Annotated in this window: 18 protein-coding genes; 5 read left to right on the top strand and 13 right to left on the bottom strand. The window is 58.2% G+C overall.

Annotated elements, in window-relative coordinates; all coding sequences use genetic code 11:
* Positions 1 to 21: 21 nt before the first annotated feature.
* From hemF to clpS, 4 genes are all read right to left on the bottom strand, one after another.
* On the bottom strand, positions 22 to 915 hold the full coding sequence (hemF, locus tag VOI23_RS00430) for an oxygen-dependent coproporphyrinogen oxidase (RefSeq protein ID WP_323779884.1): 894 nt from the start codon (positions 913 to 915) through the stop codon (positions 22 to 24).
* Between the two features lie 89 nt (positions 916 to 1004).
* The gene (locus VOI23_RS00435) at positions 1005 to 1805 is read right to left on the bottom strand and encodes an SDR family oxidoreductase (protein WP_323779887.1); all 801 of its coding nucleotides are present in this window, start codon (positions 1803 to 1805) and stop codon (positions 1005 to 1007) included.
* A 39-nt stretch (positions 1806 to 1844) separates the two neighbouring features.
* Entirely contained in the window at positions 1845 to 2831 is a 987-nt protein-coding gene (locus tag VOI23_RS00440) for a class I SAM-dependent methyltransferase (protein WP_323779890.1), read from the bottom strand.
* Between the two features lie 30 nt (positions 2832 to 2861).
* Positions 2862 to 3200, bottom strand: coding sequence for an ATP-dependent Clp protease adapter ClpS (gene clpS, locus VOI23_RS00445; protein ID WP_323779894.1), 339 nt, complete (start codon positions 3198 to 3200; stop codon positions 2862 to 2864).
* A gap of 100 nt (positions 3201 to 3300) precedes the next feature.
* On the opposite strand from clpS, the gene VOI23_RS00450 reads away from it, so the two are divergent.
* The 4 genes from VOI23_RS00450 to VOI23_RS00465 all read left to right on the top strand — a co-directional run bounded on the left by VOI23_RS00450 (position 3301) and on the right by VOI23_RS00465 (position 6872).
* Positions 3301 to 4008: an HAD family hydrolase gene (locus VOI23_RS00450; protein WP_323779897.1), complete on the top strand. Its 708-nt coding sequence runs from the start codon at positions 3301 to 3303 to the stop codon at positions 4006 to 4008.
* Between the two features lie 64 nt (positions 4009 to 4072).
* Complete coding sequence (locus VOI23_RS00455) at positions 4073 to 4618, top strand: helix-turn-helix transcriptional regulator (protein WP_323779900.1); 546 nt, start codon at positions 4073 to 4075, stop codon at positions 4616 to 4618.
* 8 nt (positions 4619 to 4626) lie between these two features.
* Positions 4627 to 5184, top strand: coding sequence for an N-acetyltransferase (locus VOI23_RS00460; RefSeq protein WP_323779902.1), 558 nt, complete (start codon positions 4627 to 4629; stop codon positions 5182 to 5184).
* 386 nt (positions 5185 to 5570) lie between these two features.
* A complete protein-coding gene (locus VOI23_RS00465) occupies positions 5571 to 6872 on the top strand; it encodes a D-alanyl-D-alanine carboxypeptidase family protein (protein ID WP_323781815.1) in 1302 nt (433 codons plus the stop codon).
* A gap of 132 nt (positions 6873 to 7004) precedes the next feature.
* Here VOI23_RS00465 and ccoS read toward each other — a convergent pair whose 3' ends face one another.
* From ccoS to VOI23_RS00490, 5 genes are read right to left on the bottom strand one after another with little or no spacing between them, the layout of a single operon-like run.
* Entirely contained in the window at positions 7005 to 7163 is a 159-nt protein-coding gene (ccoS, locus tag VOI23_RS00470) for a cbb3-type cytochrome oxidase assembly protein CcoS (RefSeq protein ID WP_323779905.1), read from the bottom strand.
* 5 nt (positions 7164 to 7168) lie between these two features.
* Positions 7169 to 9355, bottom strand: a complete 2187-nt coding sequence (locus VOI23_RS00475; protein ID WP_323779908.1) for a heavy metal translocating P-type ATPase — start codon at positions 9353 to 9355, stop codon at positions 7169 to 7171.
* 4 nt (positions 9356 to 9359) lie between these two features.
* Positions 9360 to 9815, bottom strand: a complete 456-nt coding sequence (locus VOI23_RS00480; RefSeq protein ID WP_323779911.1) for a FixH family protein — start codon at positions 9813 to 9815, stop codon at positions 9360 to 9362.
* Positions 9815 to 11299 carry a cytochrome c oxidase accessory protein CcoG gene (gene ccoG, locus VOI23_RS00485; RefSeq protein WP_416376491.1) on the bottom strand — a complete coding sequence of 495 codons (1485 nt, stop codon included), beginning with the start codon at positions 11297 to 11299 and terminating at the stop codon, positions 9815 to 9817. Before ccoG ends, VOI23_RS00480 begins: the two co-directional genes overlap by 1 nt.
* 53 nt (positions 11300 to 11352) lie before the next feature.
* Positions 11353 to 12219 carry a LysR family transcriptional regulator gene (locus tag VOI23_RS00490; protein ID WP_323779916.1) on the bottom strand — a complete coding sequence of 289 codons (867 nt, stop codon included), beginning with the start codon at positions 12217 to 12219 and terminating at the stop codon, positions 11353 to 11355.
* Positions 12220 to 12581: 362 nt separating this feature from the next.
* Between VOI23_RS00490 and VOI23_RS00495 the strand changes: the two genes are divergently transcribed.
* Complete coding sequence (locus VOI23_RS00495) at positions 12582 to 13259, top strand: DUF2270 domain-containing protein (RefSeq protein WP_323779919.1); 678 nt, start codon at positions 12582 to 12584, stop codon at positions 13257 to 13259.
* Between the two features lie 119 nt (positions 13260 to 13378).
* Here the strand turns inward: VOI23_RS00495 and ccoP are convergent, their stop codons facing one another.
* The 4 genes from ccoP to ccoN are packed head-to-tail and all read right to left on the bottom strand — an operon-like array spanning position 13379 to position 16796.
* A complete protein-coding gene (gene ccoP / locus VOI23_RS00500) occupies positions 13379 to 14245 on the bottom strand; it encodes a cytochrome-c oxidase, cbb3-type subunit III (RefSeq protein ID WP_323779923.1) in 867 nt (288 codons plus the stop codon).
* Between the two features lie 4 nt (positions 14246 to 14249).
* Entirely contained in the window at positions 14250 to 14438 is a 189-nt protein-coding gene (locus tag VOI23_RS00505; RefSeq protein ID WP_323779925.1) for a cbb3-type cytochrome c oxidase subunit 3, read from the bottom strand.
* 10 nt (positions 14439 to 14448) lie between these two features.
* The gene (gene ccoO / locus VOI23_RS00510) at positions 14449 to 15180 is read right to left on the bottom strand and encodes a cytochrome-c oxidase, cbb3-type subunit II (RefSeq protein ID WP_323779928.1); all 732 of its coding nucleotides are present in this window, start codon (positions 15178 to 15180) and stop codon (positions 14449 to 14451) included.
* 14 nt (positions 15181 to 15194) lie between these two features.
* The gene (ccoN, locus tag VOI23_RS00515) at positions 15195 to 16796 is read right to left on the bottom strand and encodes a cytochrome-c oxidase, cbb3-type subunit I (RefSeq protein ID WP_323779931.1); all 1602 of its coding nucleotides are present in this window, start codon (positions 16794 to 16796) and stop codon (positions 15195 to 15197) included.
* Positions 16797 to 16804: the final 8 nt, after the last annotated feature.

Genomic DNA, 16804 nt, shown 5'->3' on the forward strand with positions numbered 1-16804 from the left:
TGCCCTTTCAGTCCGCCCGCCTCAGACCCACTTGGCCAAAGGCGGCAGGCTCATCAGTACGGCATTCGCGTCATGCCCGGTTTCCAACCCGAATTTGGTACCCCGGTCATAGACCAGGTTGTATTCGGCATAGAGCCCGCGATGGATCAGCTGAGCGTCCTTGTCGGCCTCATCCCACACCGTGTTCCGGCGTTTTTCGGTGACCGGCACGAAGGCGGGCAGGAAGGCGCGCCCGACATCCTGAATGAAGCCGAAATCGGCTTCCCAATCACCAGTGTTATGATCATCGAGGAATATCCCACCGACACCACGGGCACGATGGCGGTGCGGGATATAGAAATAGTCATCCGCCCAGTCCTTGAACCGCGGGTAATAGGATGCATCGTGTTTGTCGCAATGGGCTTTCTGCACCGCATGAAAATGAGCGGTGTCTTCGTCATATTCGATGCAAGGGTTCAAATCCGACCCACCACCGAACCACCACGCATGCGGGGTCCAGAACATCCGCGTGTTCATATGTACCGCAGGCGTATGCGGGTTTTGCATATGCGCCACCAGCGAAATGCCCGACGCCCAAAAACGCGGGTCGTCTTTCATCCCCGGAATGCCTTTGCGCGCGGCCATCGCGGCCTGCGCACGTTCGCCCAATGCGCCGTATACGGTTGACACGTTCACGCCGACCTTTTCGAACACACGCCCGCCGCGCATCACGCTCATCAACCCGCCACCGGCATCCGATCCGTCCTCCGAAGCGCGCTTGGTCTCGGTCACCTCGAACCGGCCCGCCGGTTGATCGGCAAAGGGGCCTTCGGTTTGGCTGTCTTCCAGCGCCTCAAAGGCGGCGACGATATCATCGCGCAATTGCCGGAACCACGCGCTGGCGCGCTGTTTTTCTGCTGCGAATGCTTCGGTCATTGGGTCCTCATCCTGTCGGTATCACAGAAATAGCAGTAGCCGTCACGCAGGGCCACCGTCACATTGGCGCAAGGATCAACAAAAACGGGCTAGTGGGCGGGGGCTGAAACCGGGTCGATCAGGGTACGGCCACCATCGACCGTCAGGATCTGCCCGGTCATGAATGCAGACGCTTCTGACGCAAGATATTGTGCAGCATGCGTCAGTTCGGTCGGGGCCGCGATGCGCCCGAGCGGAGTATGCTTTTCTATCTCGCCGCGATAATCACTGTGATCGCGCAGGGTATCCATCAGGCTGTTCGACATCACCGATCCAAAGGACAGCCCATTCACCCGAATCCGGTGCGGTGCCAGCGCCACTGCCAAAGACCGGGTCATCTGGTCCAAGGCAGCAGTCGATACCGAATAGGCCAATAATTCGGGCGACGTACGCCGCGCCGCGATACACGACAGGTTCACGATCGCCCCGGCGCTGCCGGTTCCATTGACATCGGCCTGCTTGATCATCCGCTTGGCGACCAGTTGCGACAACCGCAACGATGTCAGCAAGTTCTGTTGCAACATTGCCTCGACTGCGTCGTCATCGGCATTCAGCGGATCGGCGGTGATAATCTGACGCGAAGCGTTGATCAGGATATCGACGCTGTCGAAAGCATCCAACGTGGCCGACAGCAGATTTGCCAAAGTCAGCTTTTCCCGCAAATCACCCGAAAAATAGCGATAACTATTACCCTCTTCATTCGGTCCCAGCTCTCTGGCCAGGTTTTCTTCATCCATATCGGCGAACACCACGTTCGCCCCTTTGTCGATGAAATGACGGCCGATCGCCAAACCAATCCCGTTGGCACCGCCGGTCACAATGGCTGTCTTGCCCGAAATGGCAAAGGTCATGTGCGAAGCTCCTGATTCTGAAAGGTAGGGTAACCGGGTCTATCGTTTCTGACGAGAGGGCCGTTTGGCGTGCAGCACCTTAAAGCGATTGTCGCCTGCCACTTCTTTAACATCGGTAAAAAACCCTGCAAGCGCCGTTTCATAAGGAAGATGCCGGTTGGCCACCATCCACAGCTCACCCTGAGGTGTCAAATTCCGCGCCGCCGCCGCGATAAAGGACCGGCCCAATTCGGGATCGGCGGCCCGCCCGGTGTGAAAGGGCGGATTCATCACGATGCCGTTTAACCGGCGATCCGCCTGCCATGTGGTCGCGTCGGCCCAATGGAAACTGGCCCTCTCATCTGAGATATTGGCCTGCGCACAGTCAAGCGAAGCATGATCCGCTTCGACCAGGCGCAGAGACTTCACCCCGGGGCGCTGTAAAAGCGCCCGCGACAGATACCCCCACCCAGCGCCCAGATCGGCCCAGTCGCCGCTCAGCTTTTCCGGCAAGCTGGCAGCAAGAAGGTCTGAGCCCGGATCGATGCCATCGGCAGAAAACACACCAGGCGCAGTGACGAAACCGCCTTCGATTTCGACCGTTTCGGGCGTATTCCAATCGCTCAGGTCGATGTCGCTGACAAACCAGAACAGCTTTCCATGCGCCTTGGAAATCACCGACTGCACGTCGGCACGCTTGCGCAGTTCCTTCAATACGCTGTCGATGCCGTCGGTTTTCTGTCCGTCGATCACCACCGCCCCATCGGTCAGCGCCACCGCCCGCGCGATCAGCGCCTGGGCCAGCCGTTTGGCGCGCGGTAGAAAAATGATGCTGGAACCAAAACGGCCCTCAGGCCTGATCAGGCACTCAAACCCCTGCCCGCTCAGCCGGTCGAAATCGGGTTTGAAACCGGTCACGACCTGGCATTGTGCCTGCGGCAGATCCGACAAATCGGTATCGGACCGGGCAGCAAACACACCGATCCGGTCGTCAGACAGGTTCAGACCGCCGCCCTCCAGGGCCAGCGACAGTCGCGGATGGCTCATCTATTCAGACCCTTTGACAGGGGAAAAGGATCATTCCTTTTCCATCGTGCATTGCAGCGGATGCTGATGACGCCGGGCGAAATCCATCACCTGCGTCACCTTGGTTTCCGCGATTTCATGGCTGAACACACCAACCACAGCCAGACCCTTCTTATGCACGGTCAACATGATTTCAAAGGATTGTGCATGGCTCATTCCGAAAAACCGCTCCAGCACCTGCACGACGAATTCCATCGGCGTGTAATCGTCGTTCAGCAGCATGACTTTATAAAGCGGTGGGCGTTTGGTTTTCGGTCGGGTCTGCAGGACGACGGACAGATCGGAATCATCGTCATTCTTGTCAGACATTTTGACGGGCCAATCGATCATGAGCGCGCTTCTTCGGTTTTGACGGTTGTGGCTTAGAACGGTGTATATAACCTGTGTGTTAGAATAGGAAAGAGGTCTGCCGCAGACAGGGGGGGAAAACTTGGCCGAAAAACTTGCGACAATCGGGTTCGATGCAGATGATACGCTGTGGCATAACGAACGTTTTTTTCGCCTGACACAGGATCGATTCGCAACTCTGCTTCAGGATTATGCCGACCCCGATCATCTGATGGACCGCCTTTTGCAGGCGGAAAAGCGGAATATCGGTCAATACGGTTTCGGCATCAAAGGCTTTGTCCTGTCGATGATCGAAACAGCGCTGGACGTGACCGGGGACCGGGTGCCGGGATCGGTAATCCGGGCTTTGGTCGATGCCGGGCAGGACATGCTGCAACACCCGATAGAATTACTGCCCCATGCCCGCGATGCGGTAACTGCTCTGGCCAAAACCCACCGGGTGATCCTGATCACTAAGGGCGATCTGATTGATCAGGAACGCAAACTGGCGCAATCGGGCCTTGGCGATCTGTTCGACGGGGTCGAAATCGTGTCACAGAAAACGCCCACCGTGTATGCCGAGATTTTCAACCGGTTGGGCAACGGTCCCGAAACCGGGCTGATGGTGGGAAATTCCATGAGATCCGATGTTGTACCGATGGTCGAAATCGGAGGTTGGGGCGTTTACGTCCCGCATGGATTGGTCTGGGAAATCGAACGGGCCGAGGCGCCAGCCGGGGCGCACAAATATCAGGCGATTGACCATCTGGGCGAACTGCCCGCGCTGGTCGAACGGATCGAAGCGGGCTAAAGGCTTTACGTCCAGATAGGAATCGGCAATTCTCTAAAAAGAGAAAATTGAACACATAAGAGAAATGCCGCAAACATCCCGCCTTGCCCAACATCTTGCCGACCTGCGCGCAGAACGCGGTTTGAGCCTCGATCAGCTGTCCGAAATCTGCGGCGTCAGCCGCGCCAGCTTGGCCCGGATAGAAAAAGCTCAGGTCAGCCCAACGACCGAAACCCTCGGAAAACTCTGCTCCGCCTACGGTCTCAGCATGTCGAGACTGTTGGCATTGGTGGAAAATGAATTCCGCCCTGTGATTACGGCCAGCGCGCGGCAGCGCTGGACCGACCCGGAAACCGGTTTCCACCGTGACGTGGTATCCGACGCAGCGGCGGGGCTGACAGGCGAGGTGCTGCTGTGCCATCTGCCCGCGTTTCAGACGCTGCAGTATGATCGACCGCCCAGACCCGGATTGGAACATCACCTTTTACTGTTGCATGGCGCGTTGACCGTCACCGTCGAGGCTCGTGTCCATTCTCTGACCCCGGGCGATTGCCTGCGCTACAAACTGTTCGGCCAAAGTGCGTTTCAGACCGGTGAAACGCCTGCTGACTATTACCTTTATCTGCTGTGAGACCCCCGATGGACATACAAAGATGGACCGCTGATGACCTGCTGCACGGAGCCGATGATCTGGCCAGGGTGCTGCACGCTCGCGTCCACGATGGTGCCAGCGTCGGCTTCATCCTTCCCCACGGCATCGAAGACGCCCGCGCCTTCTGGCGCGGCGACGTTCTCGATCAGGTCCGGCAGGGACAGCGGGCGCTTCTCGTCGCGCGTGACGGGGCGTTTATCGCCGGGACGGTCAGCGTTGTACTGGCGACCCCGGGCAATCAGCCACACCGGGCCGAGATTTCCAAACTTCTGGTCCATCCCGACGGCAGGCGACAGGGCATTGCGCGGCACCTGATGCAACGGGCCGAAACGGTTGCGGTAGAGGAGGGTAAAACCCTCCTGACGCTGGACACCCGCACCGGCGATACGGCCGAACCTTTTTACACCTCCCTCGGTTTTGCAACCGCTGGTGTCATCCCCGGCTACTGCATGGACGTTAGCGGCCAGCGGTTCGATGCCACCACATATATGTATAAACAGCTGCAAGACCCGCCGGAGATCCGATCACACACGCGCATCGGTTGATGCGACCAAATGTGCCGAAAATTCAGGCGCCGGAGACGTAGCAAAACCGCCGATTGAAAAAACCACATTCCTGCCACAATCGCACTTGTAGGGGATACCTCCCCACCTACCCCCAAGATTTGCGCATTAAACCCTCATCCCGCGCGCATCTTCTCTGAACGGGACAAAAGCCTTAAAAATGATTGCTTTATTCGTGAAAACTCATGTGTTAGCCTCTTAGATAATAAAAGACGCCAGACCGGAAAACCGGCGGCGCAGAGGCAGTAAAGGCAGTGATCGTGACGGATCAGCAGTGGAAACCGGCCCGCTTGGGTTTGGTGAAGATCGCATTAATTTGGTTTCTGGCCATCGTACCGCTCAGCGTGTGCGCGGCCCCTTATGCGGCGATGGTTATCGACGCCCGATCGGGCGAAGTGCTGCATTCGCGCAATGCCGATACGCGCCTACACCCTGCGTCCCTGACCAAGATGATGACACTCTACATCGCCTTCGAGGCGATCGAACATGGCGAGATCAGCCTTGATACCGTCGTGCGCGTAGCGAAAAAAGCCGCCGCTGAACCGCCCTCAAAACTGGGTCTGGTGACCGGGCAACGGATCAAACTGCGCTATTTGATTCGTGCGGCAGCCGTGAAATCTGCAAATGATGCCGCCACCGCCATCGGCATTGCGATCTCAGGGTCCGAAGAGGCCTTTGCCCGACGGATGAACCGCACCGCCAAAGCGCTGGGGATGACCCGGACCACGTTCAAGAACGCCAACGGGCTGACGGAATCGGGCCATTTGTCCACTGCTCGCGACATGACTACCCTTGGACGTCACCTGTTTTTCGACTTCCCGCAGTATTATAATCTGTTTTCGCGCCGCTCAACCGATGCCGGTATCCGCGAAGTGAACAACACAAACCGCCGCTTTCTGAATTCATACAAGGGCGCAGATGGGATCAAGACGGGGTACACCCGGGCCGCCGGTTTCAACCTCGTCGCGTCGGCCGAACGCGGTAACAAACGGATCATCACCACCGTTTTCGGTGGCCGGTCCACCAGCACCCGCAATGCAAAGGTTGCCGAATTGATGGATCTGGGGTTTCGCCGTGCGCCCAACCGGGTCGCAATCCGCAAACCGCAGCGGCCCAACTATGCCGATATCGCACCCGAAGCCGGGGCCGCAGGCAAAACCATCAGACTGGCCACTGCGGTCAAGCTCAGCCTGCGTCCTCGGCTGCGTCCCGGCAATCAGGCTCAGCCGCCGGTCCTGCTGGCGCTTAAGGATGACATCAACAGCGCCCTGGCCGAAGTCGAGACCGCCGACATCGCCACCGTCAGCCCCAAAATGCGTCCTGAAGATGTGGTTCTGGCCAGCACTTCGAATCCCTCTGCGGTCACAGAAACCCTCGTCCGTGAATCCGCTACAGAAGAACCTGAAATCGTCACCCGCGTCAGCACTTCGGGCGGGCGCCATTGGGGCATCAATATCGGCCGTTTTCCCAGCCGCTATGCCGCCGAACGGCAATTGTTGAAGGTCGCACTGACGGAAATGAGTACGCTGGACGGCAGCCTGCGCAAGGTCGTGAACCGAAAAAATGGGTATGACGCCAACTTCCTTGGTCTGACCCGTGACAGTGCCGACTTGGCTTGCCGCCGGTTGCAGGCACGGCAAGTTACCTGCTTCATGGTCGGGCCAGGCTGAACAACGGCACCAGCCAAGAATAATAGACATTCAAACTCTGACAAAGCGCCAGACCGCAACACGGTTCAGCGCTTGCCCGCTGCCTGCTTGCGGGCAGGTTCCGGATTGATAGCTTTGTGAAAAGTGATCGGATCAGGGCTTGGGGTGATCGTCCCAATCGCCGTTCAGGATGCGTTGCGCATTGCCCTCGGGATCGTCGTATTGATTGGTCCGCAGCGTGAAGAGAAAAAACAGCAGGCCCGCGCCGCCCAGTATCAGGGAAATCGGGATCAGATAGGCCAGAACATCCATATCGCTTACCTCAGCCGCAATGCATTTAGCGACACCGTAATCGAACTGGCCGACATGGCCAAGGCCGCAACCAATGGCGTTGCCAGACCCAGCACCGCAATCGGTACCGCAATCACATTGTAAATCGTGGCGATGCGGAAATTTTCCCGAATTCTCTTTGTGGCGGAACGGGCGGTCTGCACCGCGTCCGCAATCGGACTCAGATCGCCGCCCAACAGAACGATATCCGACGCCACCCGCGCCGCATCGAGAGCCGATGCTGGAGAAATCGACACATGCGCCGCGCTCAACGCGGCGGTGTCGTTCAGCCCGTCACCGACCATCAGCACATGTTTGCCCTGCGCGCCCAGCGCCGCGATCCGCGCCGCCTTGTCCTCGGGCAGGGCTTCGGCGACCCAATCCTGAATACCCAGCCGACGGGCCAGCGTTTCCACCGCGCCCGGCGCATCGCCGGACATCAGGATAATTTCCTTGCCGCTGTCCAGCAGCGCCTTGACCGCCTCATCCGCGCCCGCGCGCAGACGATCGGTAAAGGCAAAGGCTTTCGGCGTGTCGCCCTCGACCGCCAGCCAGGCGCTGGTTTCCGCACGCGGCTCTGCACCAACCCATGCGGCGCGACCCAAGCGGACACGGCACCCCTGCCAGCGGCCCTCGGTGCCGTATCCCGGAACCTCGGTCAAATCTTCGACCCGGGCCGGTTTCACCCCGGCAGCGGTCAGCGCAGAACTCAGTGATACCGACAACGGATGCGCGCTGCCCTGCGACAAGGCCAGCGCGATTTCCAGATCGCGCACCACATGATCGCCCATATTGGTCAGCTCGGGCGTACCTGCGGTCAAGGTGCCGGTCTTGTCGAAAACCACCGTATCGACCTGCGCCAACCGTTCCAGCGCCGTTGCGTGCTTGATCAGCATCCCCTTGCGGAACAACCGCCCCGACGCCGCGGTAGTCACCGCAGGAACCGCCAACCCCAAGGCGCAAGGGCAGGTGATGATCAGCACCGCCGCGGCAATGTTCAGCGATATCCGGACATCGCCGGAATACAGCAACCAGCCAAAGAAGCTTAGTGCAGACAGGATATGCACTCCCGGCGCATAGAGCTTGGCCGCCTTGTCGGCCAGCGAGGTATAGCGCGACCGCCCCGATTCCGCGATGGCGACCAGATCGGCCATCCGGTGCAGCGACGTGTCCTTGCCCACCGCCGTGGCCCGCACCACCAAGGGGCCGGTCAGATTGACCTCGCCCGCAGAAACGATCCGGCCAGCTTCGGCAAAAACCGGCAAGGTTTCACCAGTCAGCAGCGACCGGTCGATTTCCGAAGTGCCTTCGACAATTTCGCCATCCACCGGCATCCGCCCGCCGGGCCTTACCAGCACCAGATCTCCCAGCTTCAACTCCGCCACCGGTACCTGCTTTTCCTCGCCATTGAGCAACAAAAAGGCCCGCGGCACTTCCAGCGCCGCCAATTCTTCGGCCGCTGACCGCGCAATCGCCCGGGTGCGGTGGTCCAGATACCGCCCCGCCAGCAGGAAAAATGTCAGCGTCAGCGCCGCGTCGAAATAGGCATGTTCTCCCGAAAGCGAGATTTCCCACAGTGACGTGACCACCGCCAGCGTGATCGCCAACACGATCGGCACATCCATGTTCAGCCGCTTGTTCTTCAGCGCGCTCCAGGCGTTGCGGAAAAACGGCTGACCGGAAAAGACGATGGTCGGCAGTGCAATCGCCGCTGAAATCCAGTGGAACATATCGCGGGTTGCATCCGCCGCCCCCGACCAGACAGAAACCGACAGCAACATCACGTTCATCGACGCAAATCCCGCCACCGCCAGCCGCATCAGCAAATCGCGCCCGGCTTTGTCGGTTTGCGTCGCTGACAGCGTCCCCGCGTCCAACTCATGCGCCTCGTATCCGATCCGGTCCAGAACACCAATCAGGTCCTGCGGCATGACATCTGGGTCGGCCTCGACGCTGGCCCGCTTCAGCGTCAGGTTCACCCGCGCCGAACGCACCCCGGGATGATCCATCAACGCGCTTTCCACCGACGAAATACAGACCGCGCAATGCACAGCGGGCACTGACAGGGCTATACGAGCCTCTTGCGGCTCATCCCGTTCGGCCAAGGCTGCGGCGGCGGGCGCGGCGATACAGGCAGGACAGGCCGACGGAGGAGGGCGCATGGCGGCGGTCATTGGCTTAGCGTTTCACGTGCAGGTTCACCCGTTGGGTGAATTCGGTACCGTTATCGGAAATCGCTTTCATCCGCACATACCACTTGCCACCGCTCAACTGCAAAGGCGCAACATAGGCTTCGCCATCATAGGTGAACTCGGGCGTCACATCCTCAGCGATCTCGGTCGGCCGCCCTACCGCTGCATCCAGCTTGGCAGCGCGCACTGGTCGGCCCTCTGCATTGGTGATCTTCAGGGTGATCATCCCGTCTGCCTCACCTGCCCAGATGGTCCAGCCCAGCGCCTCTTGTGCGGCCTTACGCTTGTTGAATTCCTGGCTGGCAACGTAGGAATTTTTCACTTCCAGCCCGGGAAAGGTTCTCACCGCCTGTACTGCCAAAACGAGATTTACCCCGATGATCACGCTAAAGGCCGCGACGAAACCGATCAGAACATGCTTGCCGGTAATTTCCTTGACCATCAGTTGGCCCTCCCGTTGAAGACGGTGTCTTTATAGGCTCGCTCTCCGCTGGCGGTGTCTTCGACCCAGAAGCGGAATTCAACCCGTTCGCTTTCTGCCGGGACTGACCCTTTCGGAGCAATCACATAAACCCGCTGTAACAGCATGTCATCTGCTGGCACCGAAACAGAGGAATAAGGTGTCCCTTCCAATTGTACCCGCAGGGTCGGATCGCCCTTCAATGTGATATTGAACGGTCGGTCCTCGCCATGCTTGTTGCGCAGTCGCACATCATAGGTGTTGCGAATCGACCCATCCGACAGCGTCACAAAGGTCGGGTTGCGCACCGGTGCGACGGTCAGATCAATTTCGGGCCGGATGAACAGCGCCACCACCAAGCCGATACCGACCAGCGACCAAAGCGATGTGTACATGATCGTGCGCGGGCGCAGGATATGTTTCCAGACGCTCTTGACCGGTTTGCCAGCGCGTTCCGCCGCCTCGTCCGTCAACGCCATGTAATCGATCAACCCGCGCGGCTTGCCCACCTTGGTCATCATTTCATCACAGGCATCAATGCACAGCCCACAGGTGATGCATTCCAACTGCTGACCGTCGCGGATATCGATGCCCATCGGGCAAACATTGACGCAGGCCATGCAATCGATGCAATCGCCCAAGGCTTCCGCGCCCTCGGCCTTGCGGTGCTTGCCGCGTGGTTCCCCGCGCCAGCTGCGATATCCGATGGTAAGGGTGTCTTCGTCCATCATCGCGGCCTGAATCCGCGGCCACGGACAGGCATAGATGCAGATCTGTTCGCGGGCGAAGCCGCCAAAAAGGAAGGTTGTAGCGGTCAGCACCAGCATCGTCGTGTAAGCAACGGGATGCGCGTTCAGCGTGACAAGATCGACCAGCAGCGTCGGCGCATCGGTGAAATAGAACACCCAAGCGCCACCAGTGGCCAGCCCGATCAGGAACCACGCCACCCATTTGGTCACCCGAAGCCGGGCTTTGCGGAAATCCATTTTCTTTTGCCGGTGCAAGCGCAAACGGGCATTCCGGTCGCCCTCGATCCAGCGTTCGACCAGAATGAAAAGATCGGTCCAAACCGTTTGCGGACAGGCATAGCCACACCACACCCGGCCCAGCGCCGAGGTGAACAGAAACAACCCCAGCCCAGCCATCACCAGAAGGCCGGCAATGAAATAGAATTCATGCGGCCAGATTTCGATCCAAAAGAAGAAAAACCGGCGATTGGCCAGATCAACCAACACCGCCTGATCTGGCAACTGCGGACCACGGTCCCAACGAATCCAAGGGGTCAGGTAATAGATACCCAGCATGATCGCCATCAAGACCCATTTGAAATTGCGAAATGCGCCTTTCACCCGGCGCGGAAAAATGGGTTCTCGCGCAGCATAAAGGCTTGGCGGGGTTTCGGGTTCGGTCTGAGACACGGAATCACTCCGATTATTTCGGTTTTTTCCACCCCTTGTCACAGGCATAGCAAGACGCGGCATTGACCTGCATCAAATAAATATTTTCCAAATATCTATTTTCAAATCTGACTCTTTAACCATTTCGTGAAGGCACTCAGATGGGGCCGCTGCAGTCCGGGACGGATCACCAGGAAATATCCCTTTTTGCGTTCGTCCTGAAACAGCACCCGCAACCGCCCAGCCTCGATATCGGGCTCGACGAAAGCCCGCGCCAGAACGGCCGCGCCACGTCCCGCCCGCGCTTCTTCCATGATCAGGTTTCCCGGCAACGTGGTCATGCCCGAAGCCGGGCGCTTTTCCACCCCCTGTTCACGCAGCCAGTCGGTGCTTTCATGAGTGCCCAATTCCTGTAGCCAATGCAGCTTTTCCAGCTCCGACGGGCAAAGCTGCCCCTGTTTCGGCACAAGGTCGGGCGATGCAACCACAACAATCGGGGATTCGACCAACAATGTGGCGTCATGCCCCGGCCAGTCCCCACTGCCATAACGCAGAGCAACGTCAATCCCGCCGGGTTCCAGTTGCTTCACCTCGGCAGTGGGGTCGATCATCAGACTGACCTCTGGATGTTTTTGCCGGAAGTCGGACAGCCGCGGCATCAACCAGCCCGAGGCAAAGGCCGGGGTCGTAGAAATCTGAATCGGCCGGTCTGCATCCGCATCCACCAAACTGTCGACCATGCGGGCGATTTCCCCGAAACACCGGTCCAGTACGGCAGCCAGTTGCACCCCGTCATCAGTCAGCACCGGAATGCGCGGTTTGCGGTCCAGCAAGTGCAATCCAAGATGCGCCTCCAACGCTTTGATCTGCTGGCTGATCGCAGCATGGCTGACATTCAGCATCGTACCGGCCGCAGCCATGCTGCCTGCCTGATGGAAAGCTGAAAAGGCACGCAAGGCGTGTAAAGGAGGCAGATTCCGTAAATTCATACGTAAGTTATACTTACGGTTACAAAAAATTACCAGAGTCGCCAGAACAGAACTTTACCCATATTTAATTGAACACGACATGCAAAAAAGGAGATTTGAAATGTTGACGATACTTGCAGGTTCATTCCTTGTTGCGGCACGGAACAATCCAACCGGGGCCACCGAACCATCCTATCCCAAGGTGGCTGAAAGGCGGATCGAAACCCCACTTCAAAAGGCGAAACCCGCCCGCCCTTCTGGCCCGGCCCGGCGGCGCTTGCTTGGAAGATTTTGACCGGTCGTTCTTCTCCATGCCATAGTTCATTTATCAACATGGAGGAGAGCGAGCCCACAAGGGCCACGCAAAGACTTTGGGAGAGGCATTGACAGACAGGGGCGAGAAGAACCGCAAAAGCCTGACAACGTCAGAAATCACCGCCGTTGCGCATCTCTATCGCGGTGAGGTTTACCGAAGTACGATCTGGCGCACGCGACTGGACACCACCACCAACTGGGCTGTCGTCACGCTGGGCGTGGCTCTGTCGATTTCCTTCGCGTCGCCCGACGCGTCACCACTACCGCTGGTTCTGGTCGGCGTTCTGATCATTTTCTTTCTGATGCAAGAGGCCCGGCGCTATCGCTATTTCAACGTCTGGCGCGCGCGCGCGAGATGGATGGAAACCCATTTTTATGCCCCGATGCTGGATGACGGCGATCTGCATTTGGAAGAAAACTGGCAAAAGACGCTGGCCAACGATTACCTGCACCCGCGCTACCACGTCCCGCTGATGACTGCCATTGGACGCAGGATTCGACGTAACTATCTGTGGATACTGATGATTCAGTCTCTGGCCTATGCCGGAAAACTGGCCGTCCACCCGACGCCCGTGGAAAATCTGGACCAGGCATTCCAACGCGCCGATGTCGGCCCTCTTCCCGGTGAGATCGTCATCGGTATTGGGCTCGTCTACGTTTTTACCTGGATCGGTATCGCAATCTGGAGCCGAAATGACGACAACCGGCGGGCTCAGCAACGCAAAACCGACAGCTCAATGGGTTGATTTTTTTCTGAATTGGGGAATAAGAGGCACCGGCCTTCCAGGAAACGCGCGAACAGGACGGAAGGACCGGTGCCAGACCCGGGGCGTCGGGAAACGCCTCGGGTATTCTTTAAGCGATGTTACTCGCCACCACCAAGCTGGTGAACATAGGTCGCCACGGCACGGATCTGCGCTTCAGACAACCGGGCGTCCCAGTTGGGCATCACGCCGAAACGGGCATTGGTGACGGTTTCTTTGATCGTGTCGAAGTCACCACCATACAACCAGATCGCATCGGTCAGGTTCGGTGCCCCCTGATAGATGTCGCCAGTGCCGTCCTCGGCATGACAGGCCGCGCAGTTTTCTTCGAAGACAACCGCGCCTTCCGCTGCCTGCGCTGCATCCAGCGGATCACCGGACAGCGACATGACGAAATTCACCACCTGATTGATCTGAGTTGGCTCCAGCAATTCATCGCGCCCAAAGGCGGGCATCTGCGAATACCGGGTGTCGTCCGAATCCTCGCTGCGCACGCCATAGGAAATGGTCTGGTGGATCGCTTCGATATCGCCACCCCACAGCCAATCGTCGTCCAGCAGGTTGGGATACCCTTTGGCACCGGCTGCCCCCGACCCATGACACTGGGCACACCAGGTCTTGAACACGGCAGAACCGGCGGACACGGCATAGCCTTGCAGTTCGGGATCGTTCACGATCTCGGTCAGCTCGGCCGAGGCCAGCTTTTCGTTGATCGGTCCCAGCTTTGCTTCATGAGCGGCGATTTCCGCAGCCACGTCACCACGCGTCGACCACCCAAGGAAACCGGCAGAGGCCCCCTTGATGCCCGGCCAGGCCGGGTAGGCAAGCGAATAGATCACGGCAAAGACGATACAGGCGTAGAAGGTCCACAGCCACCAGCGCGGAAGCGGGTTATTGAGTTCCTCGATTCCGTCCCATTCGTGGCCGGTGGTGCCGACCTCTTGTTTTTGGTTTGGTTTCTTAGCCATTTCCTCACGCCTCCTTGGCGTCACCGCCCGGGGCGGGTTTGTCTTCGTGCCGGAAGGGGATGTCTGCAACGTTGCGGTAAGTCTTGCTGCTTCCCGGACGCATCACGAAAACGATGACGCCCACAAAGAAGATGAACAAAGCCAACAACACCCAGCTATCTGCGATCTCTCTGAGCAGGGAATAAGTTTCCATCATTCCCTCCTCAGCGACTTGCATCGGGGGTGAAGGTCGAGAAATCGACCAACGTACCCAGCATTTGCAGATAAGCGATCAGAGCATCCGCTTCCGAAACACCCGGATGACCGTCGAAGTTACGCACCTGCACGCTGTCTTCGCCATAGCGTTCCAGAAGCCCATCATAGTCGGCATCCGGATCCGCCTGAGCGGCAAAGTCGGCCTGCCCGTTTTCGATCATGTCATCGGTGTAGGGAACGCCGACGAATTTATGCGTCGCCATCAAGTCGCCGATATACTGACCATCAATCTGCCGGTGTTCGAGGAAGCCATATTTTGGCATCACCGATTCAGGCACCACCGATTGCGGGTTGCGCAGATGGTCGGCGTGCCATTCATCCGAATACCGGCCGCCCACCCGGGCCAAATCGGGCCCGGTTCGCTTTGACCCCCACTGGAACGGGTGATCGTATTGCGATTCCGCCGCCAGTGAATAGTGGCCATAACGTTCGACCTCGTCCCGCATCGGCCGGATCATCTGACTGTGACAGACATAGCAGCCTTCACGGATATAGATGTCGCGGCCCGCCAACTCCAGCGGGGTGTAGGGGCGCATGCCCTCTACATCCTCGATGGTGTTTTCCAGCCAGAACAACGGAGCGATCTGAACGATGCCACCGATGGTCACGACGAGGAAGGCGAAGATAGCGAGAAGCGTTACGTTCTTCTCAAGAATGACGTGTTTGTCTAGAATAGCCATCTCTCCAGGCCTCCTTATTCAGCCGGGACCAAGCCATTCGTGGCTTCTACAGCCGGCGAACGCTTAACGGTCATGAACAGGTTGTAGCACATGATCAATGCACCGGTGAGGAACATCAAACCACCCGTACCACGCACAACGTACATCGGGAACTTGGCAGCCACGGTGTCGGCGAACGAGTTCACGAGGAAACCGTTTGCATCCACTTCGCGCCACATCAGGCCTTCCATGATGCCGGTCACCCACATGGATGCCGCATAAAGAATGATACCGATCGTCGCGAGCCAGAAATGCCAGGACACAAGGCTCAGGCTATAGAGCCGCTCGCGGTTCCACAGTCTGGGCACCAGGAAATACAAAGCACCAAAGGTGATCATGCCGTTCCAACCCAGCGCACCGGAATGCACGTGACCGATGGTCCAGTCCGTGTAATGCGACAGCGAGTTAACTGCGCGGATCGACATCATCGGACCTTCAAAGGTCGACATGCCGTAGAACCCGATCGAAATCACCATCATCCGGATGATCGGATCGGTACGCAGTTTGTCCCAAGCACCCGACAGGGTCATCAGACCGTTGATCATGCCACCCCAGCTGGGCATCCACAGCACGATCGAGAACACCATCCCAAGCGTCGACGCCCAATCGGGCAGCGCGGTATAGTGCAGGTGGTGCGGACCGGCCCAGATATAGATGAAGATCAGAGCCCAGAAGTGGATGATCGACAGCTTGTAGGAATAGATCGGGCGTTCGGCCTGTTTCGGCACGAAATAGTACATCATGCCCAGGAAACCCGCCGTCAGGAAGAAGCCCACAGCGTTGTGGCCGTACCACCACTGGGTCATTGCATCCTGTACACCCGACATGACCTGAACCGACTTCGATCCGAAGACCGATACCGGGATCGACAGGTTGTTGACGATATGCAGCAGAGCGACGGTCAGAATGAAGGACAGGTAGAACCAGTTAGCCACATAGATATGGGGTTCTTTGCGTTTCATGATCGTACCCGCAAAGACCAACAGATAAGCGACCCAAACGATGGTCAGCCACAGGTCGACATACCATTCCGGTTCTGCATATTCTTTCGACTGGGTTGCCCCCAGCAGATAGCCCGACGCGGCCAGCACGATCACCAGCTGGTATCCCCAGAACACAAACCACGCCAGATTGCCGCCCCAGAGACGCGCCGCCGAGGTACGCTGCACCACGTAGAACGAGGTCGCGATCAATGCGTTGCCGCCAAATGCGAAAATAACAGCCGAAGTGTGCAACGGACGCAGACGTCCGAAATTTCCGTATCCCTGCAGGAACTCGAAGTTCAGCTGCGGGAAAGCCAGTTGGAAGGCAATGATAACACCCACCAGAAAGCCCACAACGCCCCATAAGGCGGTTGCGATCACGCCGAAGCGGACCACACCGTCCAGATATTCCCCTGAAAAATCCCTGCCCGCCGGTTCGTCCGTGCGGCGCAGGATAAAAATAAATGCCACGAAAGCGAACAGCGCGATTTCTAGCGCGTTCACCGTATAGGCCAAATCGCGACCGTAATTGGCCGCGATCAGCGCCAGAAGCGTGACCAGACCAAGCGCGATCAGCTTGATATAGTTAACCATTTTGCGTC

This window comes from Thalassovita sp., assembly GCF_034670005.1.
GTDB lineage: Bacteria > Pseudomonadota > Alphaproteobacteria > Rhodobacterales > Rhodobacteraceae > Thalassobius.